This window comes from Methanobacterium formicicum (assembly GCF_029848115.1).
In the GTDB taxonomy this organism is placed as follows: Archaea; Methanobacteriota; Methanobacteria; order Methanobacteriales; family Methanobacteriaceae; genus Methanobacterium; species Methanobacterium formicicum.
The window spans coordinates 1-15,387 of sequence record NZ_JARVXG010000047.1 but is presented as its reverse complement, the minus strand read 5'-3'; the positions used below and the strand labels follow the sequence as shown (position 1 = coordinate 15,387).

The window sequence follows — 15,387 nt, the reverse complement described above, 5'->3', positions numbered from 1 at the left end:
TTAATCAAACATTTTAGAATCCTATGAACATTTATAGATCCTATGATATATTATTCAAGGGATTTATTTTTCCTTAATTGACAGGTTAGTACGTGTAGGGAAATAATCCTAACTTATCCGTATAACTATTCACGTTAATCAGTACCGGGGTGGAGTGATTCTCATGGTCGATAATTCTAATTCTGATCTAAATCGGGGTGTATATGGTTCAATTTTTAAAAGTAGTTTAGATGCCATGTTAATTACCAAACCCGATGGTTCTATTCTTGCAGCTAACCCTAGTGCAGAAAAAATGTTTAGAATGACCCAGGAAGAGATTATCATTGCGGGAAGAGAAAGATTACTTGTTCAGGATGAATCTTTAAAATCTGCCCTTCATCAATGCGTCCAGAATGGTAGGGTAAAGGCAGAGTTAACTTTCCAGCGCAAAGATGGTTCTCTCTTCCACGGTGAGGTAACTTCTACTATTTTCACTGATGCCGATGGAATGATCAAGACCAGTATGAGTATTAGGGATATTACCCCCCGCAAACAGAATGAAAAAGCCCTGAAAGAGAGTAAAGCCCGCTATAAGAGCCTATATGAAACCATGATCCAGGGTGTTGTTTATCAGGATAAAAAGGGCCGTATAGTGTCCATGAACCCTGCGGCCGAAAAAATTATGGGTTACACCTTTAAACAGGTTAAAAATAGGACTTCTGAAGACCCCATATGGCAGGCCATACATGAAGACTACACTCCCTTCCCTGGAGATGAACATCCCTCTATGGTTGCTCTAAAAACAGGGAAAGAAGTTAAAAACGTTATTATGGGAGTTAAGTATCCTCCCCGTGGGGGATACACCTGGTTAAATATACACGCGGTCCCTGAATTTGAAAATGGCCAGGATAAACCCTACCAGGTTTACACTACCTTTGAAGATATCACCGAACACCGGAAGATTGAAGAAGAATTAAAAAGACACGCTGCTTTATTGGATGTTTCCTACGAAGCTATTTTCTCCTGGAATTTTGATTCCAAAATATTATCCTGGAACCAGGGCGCAGAAAGGTTGTATGGCTACAGTTACCATGAAGCTATTGGTGCTCGAGGCCATGAACTCCTGAAAACAGAATTCACCGGGGGATTCCAGGAGATACTTAAAAAATTGGACCAAGACCAGACCTGGTCTGGTGAATTGATCCACCAAATGAAAAACGGTAAAAAAATCATAGTTGAAAGTCGTCTGCAGCTAATCACCGATATATCCGGTGAAAAAATTGTTTTAGAAACCAATCGCGATGTCACCAACCGTAAAAAGGTGGAAGAAAAACTTAAAGAGGCAATGAATAATCTGGAAGAACAGGTTGAAGAACGTACCCAGGAGTTAATAAGGGCCAACGATTATAACCGTAATCTCATAGAGACCTCCCTTGATCCACAGGTGACCATTGGCCCCGATGGTAGGATCACCGATGTTAACCGGGCCACAGAAAAGGTAACTGGCTATTCCAGGGTAGAATTAATAGGAACTGACTTTGCAGATTACTTCACCAATCCCGAAGATGCTAAGAAAGGATACCAGCAAGTTTTCCATTACGGACTGGTGAGGGATTATCCTCTGGAAATTAAACACAAAAACAACAGCTTAACCCCTGTCCTGTACAATGCCTCAGTCTACCGGGACGAACATGGTGAGGTAGTGGGGGTTTTTGCCGCTGCACGTGATATAACTGAACGTAAGAATGCCGAGGAAGAACTACGGAAGTACTGGGAGAATCTGGAGGAACAGGTCAAACTACGCACTGAAGAACTGGCTAAATCCAATGCTGATTTGAAACAGTTCGCCTACGTAGCTTCCCACGACTTAAGGGAACCGTTGCGAATGATCACCAATTTCCTGCAACTACTGGAAAGGCGATATAAGGATAAATTAGACGATGATGCCCGGGAATTCATAAATTTTGCGGTGGACGGTGCTAAACGTTTAGACAGTATGATCATTGACCTTTTAGAATACTCCAGGATAGCCAACAAAGATGTGATGTTCACAGAAGTGGACCTGGATAAAGTGCTGGATAAAATTAAATTAAATCTTAACATTGCCATCAATGAAAACCATGCCCGGATAACCCATGATAATCTACCCACTACACTTAGAGCCGATGAAAATCAGATGGTTTTACTGTTCCAGAATCTTATAGGAAATGCCATCAAGTACCGTAGTGAAAATGAACCCAAAATCCATGTATCCTGTAAAAAGCAAAGGAATTTTTTCCAATTTGCGGTGCGTGATAATGGTATTGGAATAGAACCCAAACATCTGGAACGGATTTTCACCATTTTCCAGAGACTTCACACCCACCAGGAATACGAGGGATCAGGTATTGGTTTATCCATTGCCCAGAGGATTGTACACCAGCATGGTGGTGAAATCTGGGCGGAATCTGAACTGGGAAATGGAACCACCTTTTATTTCACCCTGAGATCCTAATCCTATTTTTTTTACTCTTGTTATATTCATATAATTGATCGAATTAATTAGGATTGATCGAATTAATTAAGGCAGTAATGACATTAACAATAGATTTTTATTTAAAAACAAATGTACGCGGCTTTAAAGCGATATTTTTTTTGGCACATTCTGTGTAGAATCATCAATAAAACTTATGGAAAAATATATTTATACATTGTATCTAAATGTAATTAGGTGATTTACCATGAAAGACGGGAAGAAGTTCGTCAGCAGCATGGATGTCAAGGATAAAAAGGGTAATATTTTAGGTGCAGTCTGTGTGGCTCCAGCCAAGGAAATGGGCAAAAGAGACATCATACTCATGGATGAGGAAACCGGCACTCAATCGGTCCGAAGCACCACCGAACTCATCAACATGCTTTCCAAAAAAAATGTGACCTTTGAAGAAAGAAAAGTTGTATTGGACTTTTTATCCGAGAGATTGAGATATTTGGAACGGAATATACTCATTAATTCCACTAGAAATCAAATTAAAAGTTAATTTATTATTAAGTTCTTAAAATGTAAGGCATCCGCAGGGAGGATAGGCTATGCAGCCCGGTATGACGAATCCAGTTAAAATATTATTAATTGAAGACAACCTGGGAGATATTCGCCTAATTGAAGAAGTATTTAAGGATGCCCAGATCGATAACCAGATGCAAGTGGCGTTGGATGGGGAGATGGCCATGGAAATGCTTCGAAAAGAAGGGGAACACTCCCTGGCCACCAGGCCTGACCTGATCTTACTGGATTTAAATTTACCAAAAAAGGACGGAAGAGAGGTACTCAAAGAGATTAAAGCGGATGAAAGCCTTAAATGTATTCCCGTCCTGGTATTAACCACGTCCACTGCTGAGGACGATCTTGTAGAGGCTTACCAGAATAATGCCAATTGTTACATTACCAAACCCTTTGACCTCAATCATTTCATTAGGGTGGTTGGAATCATAGAGGATTTCTGGCTTAACATTGTAAAATTCCCCCCTAAAATAAATGAAATTTAAAAAGTTGTATTATAAAAGTTTATTTTACAATAAATTAATTAATGACGCCTTTCATAGTATTAGTATTGCCCACAATTAGATGTTAATTAATTTATTAAAGGAATAGATTGAACTCCACGGTGACTATCATGTATGAAAATCCCATCAACCTCCTGCTAATTGAAGATAATCCCGGAGATATGGTTCTGATAAGGGAGATGCTTAAGGATGTGCAGAGTATCCATTTCCATTTTCTCCATGCAGATAATCTCCAAGGGGGATTAACCCTACTGGATAAAGAAGAGGTGGATGTTCTGTTGCTCGATCTTCATCTCCAGGATAGTCACGGTATCCACACCTTCATCACCACCAATAAAAAAGCCCCAAAAACACCCATAATCATATTAACCGGACTTGCTGATGAAGAATTAGCTATTAAAGCAGTGAGTAAAGGTGCTCAGGATTATCTGGTAAAAGGGCAGATTGAAAGTCAGTTACTGGTTAAATCCATCCAGTATGCAATGGAACGCAAGAATATTGAACGTAAATTAAGGGAAAGTGAAGAAAAATACCGGTTAATGGTAGAAAAAGCCCAGTCTGGTGTTTTCTTAATGGATTCCCATAACAAATTAACCTATGTTAACCAATCCATTGCTAGCCTGCTGGGTTATAAAGTATCAGAAATGCTACAAAAGGATATTTCCCACTTCACGGACCGTGATGGTCAGAAATTGATCAGATACCATCTGAACCAGAAGGAAAGTGGCAGTAGCAATGCCTATGAATTAAAATTACAGAACAAGCAGGGTATCTATTTACATGTCCTGGTTTCATCCACCCCTTTATTCAAACCAGATGGGAACTATTTAGGTGCAATTTCCATTCTCACGGATATAAGTTCACGGAAAAGTGTAGAAAGGTCATTAATGGATGCTTTGAGGGAGAAGGATGAGAATTTCTTCCTGATCATGGGCAGCATGATCGAGGCCATGAAACCTCTAATCCAAAATGACTACCGGGATGAACACATGGATAAATTTGCCTAATAACTGGATTATAGCAGTAAATAGCGAGTGAATAACGAGCATTTTAATTTTCCCTAAGATCTTGGACATCCTGAGGTGCGTTTTACTATTTAACTAGTTCCTGGAGAACCACGGCGTTGTTATGTTTTTCATCCTTGGCAGCATAAACCAGGGTAATTTTTCCTTTTTCCTGTTCCAATTTTTTAACACTGGATATTAATTCGGATTTTTCATTTAACTCTTCCAGATAACTGGTCCGGAACCAATCCCATTTATCAGGATCGTGCCTGAATGATTTGCGAAGTTCAGGGGAGGGTGCTATCTCTTTAAGCCATAGGTCTATTTTTAATTTTTCCTTGCTCAGTCCCCGGGGCCACAGACGATCTACCAGAATACGGAAACCATCATCCCTGCTCACTTCATCATAGGCTCTTTTAATTTGAATCATTGTAAAACCACCATATAACTTTATTCAGCTTAATACATCTTAAAACAGCATAACTAATAAATATTTCTCATTAAAGTCTTCAAAAGGAACATGGTATCTTCCTGATCTAATCTTCTGTAGGTTTAAGGAGCCACACCAGGGCCTAAAAGGAACATTCCCATAAAAACAAATAGGATCAAAAACTATATACTAATATCTAATAGGGGGAAAGGCATGAATCAATTAGAAGAGGAATCTGGTGAATTTTTTTCGCTGGCTAAAAATTATATGGATGCCCTTTTAAATCTCAGGAGAAATGAAGCCAGTGATATGATAATGAAAGCAGTGGAAGAAGGTACATCTATTAAAGATATTTATATGAATGTTTTTGAGGCATCTCAGCACGAGATAGGTCGCCTGTGGCAAACCAATCAAATAACTGTGGCCCAAGAACACTTCTGCACGGCAGCCACCCAGAGGGTCATGTCCCAGCTTTATCCCCATATATTTTCCACCCAAAAAAATGGCCACCAGATGGTGGCAGCGTGTGCTGCAGGGGAGATGCACGAAATGGGGTTAAGAATGGTAGCGGACCTATTTGAAATGGAAGGATGGGATACCTACTACTTGGGGGCCAACACGCCCAATGAAAGTATCCTGCAAACCATCATCGATATAAAACCAGATTTGGTTGCTCTGTCAGTATCTATCCATTCCAACCTGAGGACGTTGATGGATTTAATAAAATTAATCAGAAACACGCAGGATATATCAGAAATTAAGATAATGGTAGGGGGCAGACCCTTTCTCCTGGCACCAAAACTATGGAAAAAAATAGGTGCAGACGGATACTCCCATAACGCGGTAGAGGCCATAAACCTGGCCGATGAAATAATTTCATCATAGGATAGTGGAAAGCTATGTCCACGGAAACTCATTTTTTAATAAAGGGGGAAAGCTCATGGTAGATAGTGCAGTGGAATCATTTGGCCTGGCCTGCGATTACAATGGGAAAATCATTGAAATTTTCTATGATAACCTGGGATTAGGATCTTTTAAAATAGGAGAACCTTTCCTGAAAATCGGGGATGAGGGGAGCCAGGAAAAGGCACAGGATTTTATTGAAAAAATAAAAAACCAAGACGCGGTTTACGACTGGGAATTTACATTAAAATTAGAAGATGAATTGATGGTTTTACACGTCTCCGGGTTCTTAGTTAACCAGTATATCTTGATTTTTGGGGCAAAATCTGCCGATGACACTTTTCATTTCATGGAACACCTAACCCAGGTTAACCATGAACAAACCAGTGCTCTCCGGGGGGTTATGAAATATTTCACCACCCACTTCCGGGAGCAGGAAGCTAAAGAAGCCAAGATTTATGAAGAACTGGGTCGGCTCAATAACGATCTCACCAATGCCCAGCGGGAGCTAACTAAAAAGAATATTCAACTTGAACAGCTAAACCAGCAGAAAGAAATGCTCATAAAGGAGGTACACCACCGGGTTAAAAACAATTTAATGATCATCTCCAGCCTCCTAAATCTCCAGTCAAGTTACTTAAAAGATGAAGAATCTAAAGAAATCTTCAAAGAAAGCCAGAACCGGGCTAAATCCATGGCTTTAATCCATGAACGCCTGTATAGATCCACTGATCTTAAAAATATTGACTTCAAGGAGTACATAACCACCCTGGCCAATGACCTGTACCGCACCTATGTTAAGGACCCCAGTAGAATTGACCTCGAACTGAACATCCAGGAAGTGAATATTGATATCAACTCCGCCATTCCCCTGGGTTTAATCCTGAATGAGTTAGTCACCAATTCCATGAAGCACGCATTTCCCGGCGACAGGGGAGGCAAAATTTCTATATCCTTCGGGAAAGAAGAAGATGAATTTGTTTTAAAGGTGAGTGATGATGGAATAGGATTTCCACCGGACCTGGATTATACTAAAACCAATTCTTTGGGTATGCAACTGGTAACCAGTTTAACCAGCCAGTTAAATGGAAAATTAAAACTTGAAAACAGCCAGGGAACTCAGTTTACCATTACTTTCAAAGAACTTGGAGTTTAAAAGGATCTTACTAGTTTTAATACTCTGACTGTGTGCTGTGCTTATTGTTTCACTTAGACTAACCAATTTAATCAATCTACAATCAAATTAATAAGTAAAATTTAAAATTAAGTATAACCATCTAATTTAAGTGAATATCAAACAATCAGGAGGATATGATTATAGCCAGCAATACCCGGACAATAAAATTCGCAGTTCTCTTTTTACTGTTCATTTTAATGATATTAATAGTTGAATTCATCAAATTGGCCATAAGAATATTCTCCTAAGACTTTCTTATCCCTGTAAAAGATTGGTAGGATTAGATGGATTCATTGAAATTTAAAAATAAAAAAGGGGAAAAAGGGATATAAATCCCTTTATCTGTTTTTCCTGTTGCTAACAAAACCACTTGAGATCATCAGGATAGCTAAAATCAGTCCGGCCAATGGTGTCCCCCTTATTGTTTTTTACGGGTGCTGACAAATCCGCCAATTACCATCAAGAAGGCTAAGACTATTCCTACAAGTGGTATTCCTGTGTTTTGCATTCCTATGGTTTTAGTTGCAAATGTTGTTGCCTGAACTTCAGGAACTGATTCTGGGTCACTGTTGTGGTCACCATCATCTGGATCCTCCCTGAGAATAAAGGCAAATATCTGGCGTACTCCGTTGGTGGTTAGATTGGGTACAAGATCAGTTGCTCTGGATTCAAAGGTTATAACATTTCCCTGGTTACTTATAACCGGACGAATAGATAAATTATTTCCTCCGGTTCCGGATGTTCCTGTGGTTATTAGTGTAGTGGTTTGTGTGGTTCGGTCGTAAGCAAATATTTGATAACTATCCGTGGTTATGCCGGGTATAAGATCAGTAGCCCATGATTGGAAGGTTATGATGTTTCCATCACCACTAATAGATGGCCAAGTGCTGGCATGGTTCCCACCGATTCCTGAGCTTCCAGATGTTATTAGTGTGGTGGTTTGTGTGGTTCGGTCGTAGGTGAATATTTGTTGTCCGGTGGTGGTTATGCCGGGTATAAGGTCGGTTGCACTGGAGCGGAAGGTTATAATGTTTCCATCTTCACTTATATCTGAATAATAGCTTTCACCATTCCCTCCAATTCCACTTGGACCTGATGTTATGATTTCAGTGGTGTTGTTTGCAGCTGTTGCTGTTCCAGAGACCACCAATGTCAGTATAAAAGTGATTGTTAGGATTATTATTTTTTTGTCCGTATTTTCACCTCCTTTTACATTTTTTAATTCATAGTATCATGTAATTGAAGTTGATAATGTGAACAATTTATTACACATCCAGATATTTATCTTAAATGGCAATTTTGTTCGCATATCACGTTAGATAGTTGTAGATAAAACTATATTAACTTATGCCGGAAACCATATGTGGAAATTCAACTTCCGACATAAAAATTTGAACAAAATTACAAAAAAAAGTATATTGATAATATAAATATTCAATTTGCCCCTGAAAAAAGACCTTATCATTATATTATTTAATGGTTTAAAATAGATAAATTGGGAATTAATTGATATAATATCCTTTTAAAGCAATAAAAAATAGATAATCATTTTATTCATCTTCTAAAGACTCCTGAATCCGTTCTACAATACACACCCTATTCCAGCCTACAACACCACTGGCTATTTTTTCCAATTCCCCAGGAACTTCTTCCATTCCATAAGGACGAATTAAAACCAGGGGTTTACCCAGTTTTTGGGCAATATTCACTTGTTCCTGGATTAAATCATGGTGTCTTGCGTATAGGCCAGAGAGAATAATCACCACCTCGGCTGGTTCAATTTGCTTATTCAAATCTTCGCTGCCGTTATTCCCGGGGATTCCATGGTCTTCCCATTCAAAATCACGTGCTTCGATGAGTCTCTGGATGAAGGTAAGGTATTCTTCGTCTCCTTCGCCATTGTGGCTGATAAACAGATGATAAATTTTCATGTCCTCTTGAAACATTTAAGATCCACCATTCTAGTGTTAAAGTATTTTGCAATTTCATTTAGGTTCCATTAGAACTATGCATTAATCTAATTATATTTTTAATAAATTAGATGATAAATAGCTATCTATTTATAATATTAAGCATAAAAATATTTACAACATTAATTTTTGATAGGAACTTGGGGGATTTAATGAAAAAGGGGCCATCATTATACCCTAAGAAAAAATCCAGGTCCAATAAAAAAATCCTGTTCATCAACGGAAAATTACTGGTTACAGGACTCTTTATCTTAGTTCTGTGTACCCTTATTTTAATGAACATTCCCTATGAAAACCCACCACTGGCCACAGGATTGGAAGTGTCCAGTTCACCTAATTACAAAATAACAATTGTAGATAACTCCACCGGGGGGGATGTGTCCAGTAACACGGTTTTAATGGATAACCTAAACCAAACACCGGTAACCATGGAGGTTGTGGAGGCTGCTAAACAGGGAACCCCCATGATTGTATTGGGGGATGGAAGCCGTCCCCGCATCATGCTGGTGGCCGGAGTTCACGGGGGAGAATTACCCCCACAACTGGCTGCCCTCAACCTCATAAATGAACTTAATGGGGAAAAAATCAAGGGAACAGTGTATATTATTCCCTTTGCCATCCCCCTTAACACCGCCACTGGTAACAGAACCCCTAACAACAGTGACCCGGATAGGGTGGCCCATAATCCAGGAACTCCTCTAAACAACATAATCAACACTTCCCTCCAGTGTGATGTTACCTTGCTGGTTGATTTCCACTCCGCACAACCCAACGACATTCCGGGAAAAAATTGCATTATATACTATCCTCAAAATAATAAAAGCCAGGAGTTAGCCCAGTACATGGGGAATAGAACTGGATCGCCCCTGGTGGAGGTGGGACCATACCCTGGTGTTCTTTCCACCGTAAGCAATCAGAATGGTATCACCTCAGTGGTGTGTGAAGTTTTATCCCCTCACAATAAAACGGATCCCGGGAGCTTGAATTTATCCTACCAGTATATGAAGGCATTTTTAGATTATTCTGGAGTTTATAAGGCTGATTAAAGGGATAAATTATAAACAGATAATAGGCCGGATATTTAATTAGATATTAATCAGTGTCTGCCTTTCATTAATCTTCTTCATTCATATTAAAATTTTTTGTCCATTTTTAAGAAGTTCACACAATTTTACTAATCCTGAAGGAGGAAACTGCCCGGGTTATAAGGTTTAACTTATTAACCAGAAGAATTTAATAGACAAGTGTAAAGGGGTTAGTGAAAATGAAGGACCATTTAAAGGTTGCACTGTGTCAAATGAGGGTTGTTGAAGATAAGAATGAAAACATAGCCCGTGCACTGGAAATCATCAGCCAAGCCGCCCCCCAAGTGGACCTAGTAATACTTCCCGAGATGTGGAATTGCCCCTATGAAACTAGCCTATTTCCAGAATATGCCGAGGAAGCAGATAGTAGCCCCAGCTTAGGTGCTATTTCTGAGGTTGCTAAGAAGGAAAAAATTCATATCCTTGCTGGTTCTATTCCAGAAAAAGATAAGGGGAAAATATATAATTCCAGTTTCCTTTTCAATCCCCAGGGGGAAATAATTGGCCGGCATCGCAAAGTTCACCTTTTTGATATTGATGTACCGGGTAAAATCAGATTCAAGGAATCAGAAACCCTTTCTCCTGGTGATCAACTTACCGTGGTAGACACACCACTGTGCAGGATCGGTATTTGCATCTGTTATGATATCCGTTTCAGTGAATTACTGCGCCTAATGTCCCTGAAAGGGGCTCAACTAATGATTATCCCTGGTGCTTTTAATCTCACCACTGGACCCGCCCACTGGGAAGCGTTAATAAGGGTGAGAGCCATGGATAACCAGGTTTACCTGGCTGCTGCATCACCCTCCCGAGATCTCAATGCATCCTACGTGGCTTACGGTCATTCCATGGTGGCCGATCCCTGGGGAACGGTAATTGCTGAAGCAGGAACCGGAGAAGAAATATTATATGCTTCCCTTGATCTGGATAGAATATCCCAGACCCGACAGGAACTCCCCCTTCTTAAAAACAGACGCACTGACCTTTACCAAATTAAGGATAAATAAACTAAATTTATGGATAAGAATAGAATAGGATTTAAAATATTTAAAACTGAAATGTAAATTGAGGGGTAAATGTAGATTTTGAGGATGTTTATTCCTTAGATTTAGGGATGGCGGGGAGATGATTAAACTATTAGAATCCCATGAAGTAGATGAAGTTATGGATGTATGGCTGGAGACCACCATATCTGCTCACAGTTTCATATCCAAGAAGTACTGGACTGACAATTACCAGCCCCTTAAAGAGGGTTATATACCGGTTTCCACTAATTTTATCTATAAAAAAGAGGGCTTAGTAAGGGGTTTCATCAGTGTTCGGGATAATTTCTTTATTGGTGCACTGTTCGTTCTGGAAAAGCACCAGGGAAAGGGTATAGGTGGAAAACTCCTGGATTACTGTAAATCACGGTATCACTACTTAGAACTGAGTGTTTACATCTACAATGTAAAGGCAGTTAGATTTTACCAGCGACATGGATTTCTTATTAAATCCATGCAATCCAATGAAAATTCAGGGTTCATGGAGTACATTATGTCCTGGGAAAAAAAGAAATAAAAATGAGTAGTAGATTGCCGAATCTACTTCTTATTGCAGGAATTTACTTCTTTGGTATCTTTTTCAAAGCTTTATTAGCTGCCTTTTTAAACTCTTTATCCCCGGTTGCTGCGCGGCGGGCCTTTTTGATGGGGTCAATACCCCGCTCATCACCAATATCACCCAGTGCTTTAACTGCGGCTACCCTCACACCCCAGTCTTCATCAGTAAGGGTTTCAATAAGGGGGTCCACGGCAGCAGGGTTACCTATCTCACCCAGTGCCTTGGAGGCGAACTTGCGCACACTCCAATCCTCATCATTCAGGGCTTCCACCAGATGGTCAACCACGGTGTCACTCTTGATATCCTTGAGGGCCAGGGTGGCGTACCGGCGAATATTACCTTCTTCACTTTTTAATATGGTTACCAGAGGTTCTATGGCCAGGTCTCCTATCAATCCCAATGCCTTGGCTGAGGCATAACGGACCTGGGGATTCTCATCATTTAACGCTTCGATAAGCGGGCCAATGGAATCGGGGCTTTTTGCTTCACCCAATTTTTCGGCAGCTTCTATCCTTTTTTGTGGATCATCATCTGTTAATTCTTTCAATAATTGATTATTATTATCATCTGACACATTAATCCCTCAACTTAGGTTTCTAACAACATTTCTAATTTTTCTGGGATATTAACCTAACTAAATTCATTATAATTTCTTAGGGAATATTAAATTTATAGGGGAATAAGGGTGTCCACTGGGAAATGCTATCCTTCACAAAACATTTTTTTTTCAATGTCTTTCCGCATGGTAAAAAAGGTAAACCGTATCAAAATAAATCTGGGCATCAAAAAAAATTAGAGTAATCCTGAAATGAGAAAAATCAGGATAAATAGTCTTTTTCAGAAAATTTAATGGTTACCTGTGTTCCATGGTCTACCTGGATCTTAATTTCCGCGTCTATTTGGCCAATAAGATTTTTAATCAACTGCAATCCTAAAGTATCAGTTTTATCTACATCCAAGTCGGAAGGTAATCCAATTCCGTCATCGTTCACTTTCATCACGTATTTTTCATCCTTTTTGTAAAATTTAACGGTGATGGTACCATAACTTTCTTCGGGGAACGCATACTTCATGGAATTGGTTAGAAGCTCGTTTAGTATGAGGCCCAGTGGTATGGCAGTGTCAATGTCCAGGTTTAAATCCTCCAATCCCAGTACCAGTTGCACCCTCCCTGGTTCTCTTAAGAAGGTGTGGAATAGATCACGGGAGAGGTGTCGTATGTACTCTCCAAAGTTGATTTCTTTGGAGTTTGTGGATTGATAGAGTTTTTCATGGATGAGGGCCATGGATTTGGCCCGGGTCTGGATCTGGTGGAATATCTCCCTGGCTTTTTCATCTTCAATATCCGCAGAGGTGAGGTTGAGGAGGCTGGCCATGATCATCAGGTTGTTTTTGGTTCTGTGGTGGATTTCACGCACCAGCATTTCCTTGTCATGTAATGCCTTTTTCAACTTTTCTTCTGCCCTTTTACGGAGTAATGCTTCTACAATGGTAGTGGAAATGCTTTCCATGGCTTTACTGTCTGAAAAATCGTAGTTGGTTTTTTTGTTGCATAATCCAATGAGTCCCATGAATTCTCCATTTTTTAACAGTGGAGCCATAAGGATATTTTTAGGAAATTTATCTTCACTTAAAGAATTGACTTTAAGGGGAGAGAAATGGTTGTAAATCAGGGGTTTTTTGTTGGTTTTGAGTTCTTCCCATATGATTTTGATATTGAGCTTGCGGAGCAGGGGATAAAAATCTGTATTCAGTAAATTGTGCTTGGTTAGAAGATCTTCACTGATAGCTCTGGTCTGAAAAGAGCCGTATTCATCCTTTTCGCAGATAAAACCGAATTCACTACCGGTAATATCTTGACAAACAGTCAAACATGTCTGACTAAGTTCTTCTTCTGTTTCGGATAAGATTGCTTCAGTTAAGATCGTTCCCATGGATTTATGAATTTCATTTTGTCGTCCTAAGAGTAATTCGTATTCTTTCCTTTCGGTGATGTCTCGGGCCACACACAGAACTTTTTCCACATCATCACCATTATTTTTCAGGGGGATAAGGGCTGTGTCCAGCCACATGGAGTCCGGGCACATGGTGACTAAGTTTTCACCTCTCAGTGTCTTTTTTATGGCCACTACTCTCTGAATATACTTGCTTTGTAGTTCATTTTCCTCAGGGGGGAATATTTCGCTACGTGGTTTGCCCATAACCTCTTGACGGTTAAGTTTCCATTTGCGGGCAGCGTATTCATTGATGTACTCCAGACGCTCGTTTTTATCAAACATAAAAATAAAGTCTTCCACAGCTTCGGCCAGAGTTCTGTATTTATTCTCACTATCTGTAATTTTTTCTAAAACTTCGTTTCGTTCGGTAATATCTAATATAGAAGCTAAAATCCTTTTTGTTCCTGGAATAATGCAAATATTGGCCATTATATCTTTAACTTCACCTTCTTTATCAACCAGACGGAATTCATAGTTATCTGGAGCTAGTTTGGAATTTTTATATCTTAACTCCCGATATTCCCTCATCTGCTCCTGGCACTCCGGAACTACAAAGTCAAGCCATGTTTTTTTTCCCATAACCTCGTAGGGAGGGTAACCTAAGATTTTTTCTGATTCTGAGTTAACCAGGGATATGGTGTTATCCTCTTCAATAATGAGAGTTGCGGTTCCAGAATGCTCAAATATAGTTTTATAGTAAGCAACAGATTCTTTCAATGATTTTTTAGTTTGTTTAAGGTGCGTAATGTCATGAAAGCTCCATACTCTTCCAGTTATGGTATGGTCAGTGATATGTGGTTGCGAGTAAGCTTTATAAACTCGTCCATCCTTGAATCTTAAAATGTGGGTGCTGTTCTCGAGGGGGTGCTGGTAGATGTTTTTTATAATTGATTGAAACTCCACTGGATCTTCTAAACTGGTTGAGATATGGTTCAATACATGGTTTTCATCGGATTCAAGTAATTCTTCCGGGATATTCCACATTTTTAGGAATTTATGATTGTAACAAATTACTTTTTTATGGTTGTTAACCACTACAATTCCATTGGAAACAGATTCCAGGGTGGCCTCTTGAATAGCCAATGACTCCTGTAATGAATCTTCCATTAATTTAAGGTCGGTTATGTCCCTGGCCAAGATTGAGATGGCTATTATCTCATCCTCTGCTTTTACTGGGGAAAGATCTACTTTAACATATCTAATTCCTCCCCCATTACCTAAAAGGAATGATTCAAAGGGTTCATTAATTTTGTTATTAAAAATAGAATCAATAGATTGAGTGTACTTATAAAATTCATTGGAAGGTATAATGTTGAGCTGTGAAAGCTGGGCTGGAATCTCGGCGTCATCTACCCGGTAATTCAAATTTTTTACAGAGCCATTCACCTCTAAGATCTCACCGTCTAATCCAATTATTAGGATGTAGTTAGGGGTGATGCCAAAGATTTCATCCTTAAAGGCGATTTCCTTTTTTAGATTTGATATTTCATTTTTCAATATTTTCATCCGGTTTTGATCATTCCAACCATTATTGTTGTCGTTCATCATTATCCCCTTTAGACCTGTAAGTACTACTGGGATACTTATAATATAAACGTTCCTAAATTTTTAGATATACTCACAATTTTTAGCATTACATTTAGTTAATGGGTTCACCATACCATATATTTAATACAATTTTTTGTGACTTAAGTCACAAA

The 15,387-nt window shown here is 39.2% G+C and carries 14 protein-coding genes; 9 read left to right on the top strand and 5 right to left on the bottom strand.

The window, feature by feature from the left end:
- Positions 1-163: 163 nt before the first annotated feature.
- The 4 genes from QC759_RS05750 (at position 164) to QC759_RS05735 (ending at position 4,526) form a co-directional block, all read left to right on the top strand.
- A complete protein-coding gene (locus tag QC759_RS05750) occupies positions 164-2,473 on the top strand; it encodes a PAS domain S-box protein (protein ID WP_052660003.1) in 2,310 nt (769 codons plus the stop codon).
- A gap of 226 nt (positions 2,474-2,699) precedes the next feature.
- Entirely contained in the window at positions 2,700-2,996 is a 297-nt protein-coding gene (locus tag QC759_RS05745; protein WP_048073311.1) for a hypothetical protein, read from the top strand.
- Between the two features lie 49 nt (positions 2,997-3,045).
- Positions 3,046-3,501, top strand: a complete 456-nt coding sequence (locus QC759_RS05740; protein WP_048073310.1) for a response regulator — start codon at positions 3,046-3,048, stop codon at positions 3,499-3,501.
- A gap of 128 nt (positions 3,502-3,629) precedes the next feature.
- On the top strand, positions 3,630-4,526 hold the full coding sequence (locus QC759_RS05735) for a PAS domain-containing response regulator (protein ID WP_048073309.1): 897 nt from the start codon (positions 3,630-3,632) through the stop codon (positions 4,524-4,526).
- Between the two features lie 85 nt (positions 4,527-4,611).
- Here QC759_RS05735 and QC759_RS05730 read toward each other — a convergent pair whose 3' ends face one another.
- Entirely contained in the window at positions 4,612-4,953 is a 342-nt protein-coding gene (locus QC759_RS05730; RefSeq protein WP_048073308.1) for a DUF488 domain-containing protein, read from the bottom strand.
- Positions 4,954-5,166: 213 nt separating this feature from the next.
- Here QC759_RS05730 and QC759_RS05725 point away from each other — a divergent pair, with 213 nt between their 5' ends.
- Together QC759_RS05725 and QC759_RS05720 are read left to right on the top strand one after the other, a co-directional pair.
- A complete protein-coding gene (locus QC759_RS05725) occupies positions 5,167-5,838 on the top strand; it encodes a cobalamin B12-binding domain-containing protein (protein WP_052660002.1) in 672 nt (223 codons plus the stop codon).
- 55 nt (positions 5,839-5,893) lie between these two features.
- Positions 5,894-7,012 carry a sensor histidine kinase gene (locus QC759_RS05720; protein ID WP_052660001.1) on the top strand — a complete coding sequence of 373 codons (1,119 nt, stop codon included), beginning with the start codon at positions 5,894-5,896 and terminating at the stop codon, positions 7,010-7,012.
- Between the two features lie 439 nt (positions 7,013-7,451).
- Here the strand turns inward: QC759_RS05720 and QC759_RS05715 are convergent, their stop codons facing one another.
- Together QC759_RS05715 and QC759_RS05710 are read right to left on the bottom strand one after the other, a co-directional pair.
- Entirely contained in the window at positions 7,452-8,180 is a 729-nt protein-coding gene (locus tag QC759_RS05715) for a hypothetical protein (protein WP_279845303.1), read from the bottom strand.
- 403 nt (positions 8,181-8,583) lie between these two features.
- Positions 8,584-8,979: a TIR domain-containing protein gene (locus tag QC759_RS05710; RefSeq protein WP_048073306.1), complete on the bottom strand. Its 396-nt coding sequence runs from the start codon at positions 8,977-8,979 to the stop codon at positions 8,584-8,586.
- Between the two features lie 176 nt (positions 8,980-9,155).
- Here QC759_RS05710 and QC759_RS05705 point away from each other — a divergent pair, with 176 nt between their 5' ends.
- From QC759_RS05705 to QC759_RS05695, 3 genes are all read left to right on the top strand, one after another.
- A complete protein-coding gene (locus QC759_RS05705; protein ID WP_052660000.1) occupies positions 9,156-10,049 on the top strand; it encodes a succinylglutamate desuccinylase/aspartoacylase family protein in 894 nt (297 codons plus the stop codon).
- Positions 10,050-10,267: 218 nt separating this feature from the next.
- Complete coding sequence (locus tag QC759_RS05700) at positions 10,268-11,095, top strand: carbon-nitrogen hydrolase family protein (protein ID WP_048073305.1); 828 nt, start codon at positions 10,268-10,270, stop codon at positions 11,093-11,095.
- 118 nt (positions 11,096-11,213) lie between these two features.
- Entirely contained in the window at positions 11,214-11,648 is a 435-nt protein-coding gene (locus QC759_RS05695) for an N-acetyltransferase (protein ID WP_048073304.1), read from the top strand.
- Between the two features lie 43 nt (positions 11,649-11,691).
- Here the strand turns inward: QC759_RS05695 and QC759_RS05690 are convergent, their stop codons facing one another.
- On the bottom strand, positions 11,692-12,264 hold the full coding sequence (locus QC759_RS05690) for a HEAT repeat domain-containing protein (RefSeq protein ID WP_048073303.1): 573 nt from the start codon (positions 12,262-12,264) through the stop codon (positions 11,692-11,694).
- 244 nt (positions 12,265-12,508) lie between these two features.
- The gene (locus QC759_RS05685; RefSeq protein ID WP_048073302.1) at positions 12,509-15,232 is read right to left on the bottom strand and encodes a PAS domain S-box protein; all 2,724 of its coding nucleotides are present in this window, start codon (positions 15,230-15,232) and stop codon (positions 12,509-12,511) included.
- Positions 15,233-15,387: the final 155 nt, after the last annotated feature.

What these genes read in the sequence shown, in the direction of transcription:
- QC759_RS05720 (WP_052660001.1), top strand. Translation starts at nt 5,894, where the DNA reads ATGGTAGATAGTGCAGTGGAATCATTTGGCCTGGCCTGCGATTACAAT.
- QC759_RS05740 (WP_048073310.1), top strand. Translation starts at nt 3,046, where the DNA reads ATGCAGCCCGGTATGACGAATCCAGTTAAAATATTATTAATTGAAGAC.
- QC759_RS05685 (WP_048073302.1), bottom strand. Translation starts at nt 15,232, where the DNA reads ATGAACGACAACAATAATGGTTGGAATGATCAAAACCGGATGAAAATA.
- QC759_RS05725 (WP_052660002.1), top strand. Translation starts at nt 5,167, where the DNA reads ATGAATCAATTAGAAGAGGAATCTGGTGAATTTTTTTCGCTGGCTAAA.
- QC759_RS05695 (WP_048073304.1), top strand. Translation starts at nt 11,214, where the DNA reads ATGATTAAACTATTAGAATCCCATGAAGTAGATGAAGTTATGGATGTA.
- QC759_RS05735 (WP_048073309.1), top strand. Translation starts at nt 3,630, where the DNA reads ATGTATGAAAATCCCATCAACCTCCTGCTAATTGAAGATAATCCCGGA.
- QC759_RS05710 (WP_048073306.1), bottom strand. Translation starts at nt 8,979, where the DNA reads ATGTTTCAAGAGGACATGAAAATTTATCATCTGTTTATCAGCCACAAT.
- QC759_RS05730 (WP_048073308.1), bottom strand. Translation starts at nt 4,953, where the DNA reads ATGATTCAAATTAAAAGAGCCTATGATGAAGTGAGCAGGGATGATGGT.
- QC759_RS05700 (WP_048073305.1), top strand. Translation starts at nt 10,268, where the DNA reads ATGAAGGACCATTTAAAGGTTGCACTGTGTCAAATGAGGGTTGTTGAA.
- QC759_RS05705 (WP_052660000.1), top strand. Translation starts at nt 9,156, where the DNA reads ATGAAAAAGGGGCCATCATTATACCCTAAGAAAAAATCCAGGTCCAAT.
- QC759_RS05750 (WP_052660003.1), top strand. Translation starts at nt 164, where the DNA reads ATGGTCGATAATTCTAATTCTGATCTAAATCGGGGTGTATATGGTTCA.
- QC759_RS05745 (WP_048073311.1), top strand. Translation starts at nt 2,700, where the DNA reads ATGAAAGACGGGAAGAAGTTCGTCAGCAGCATGGATGTCAAGGATAAA.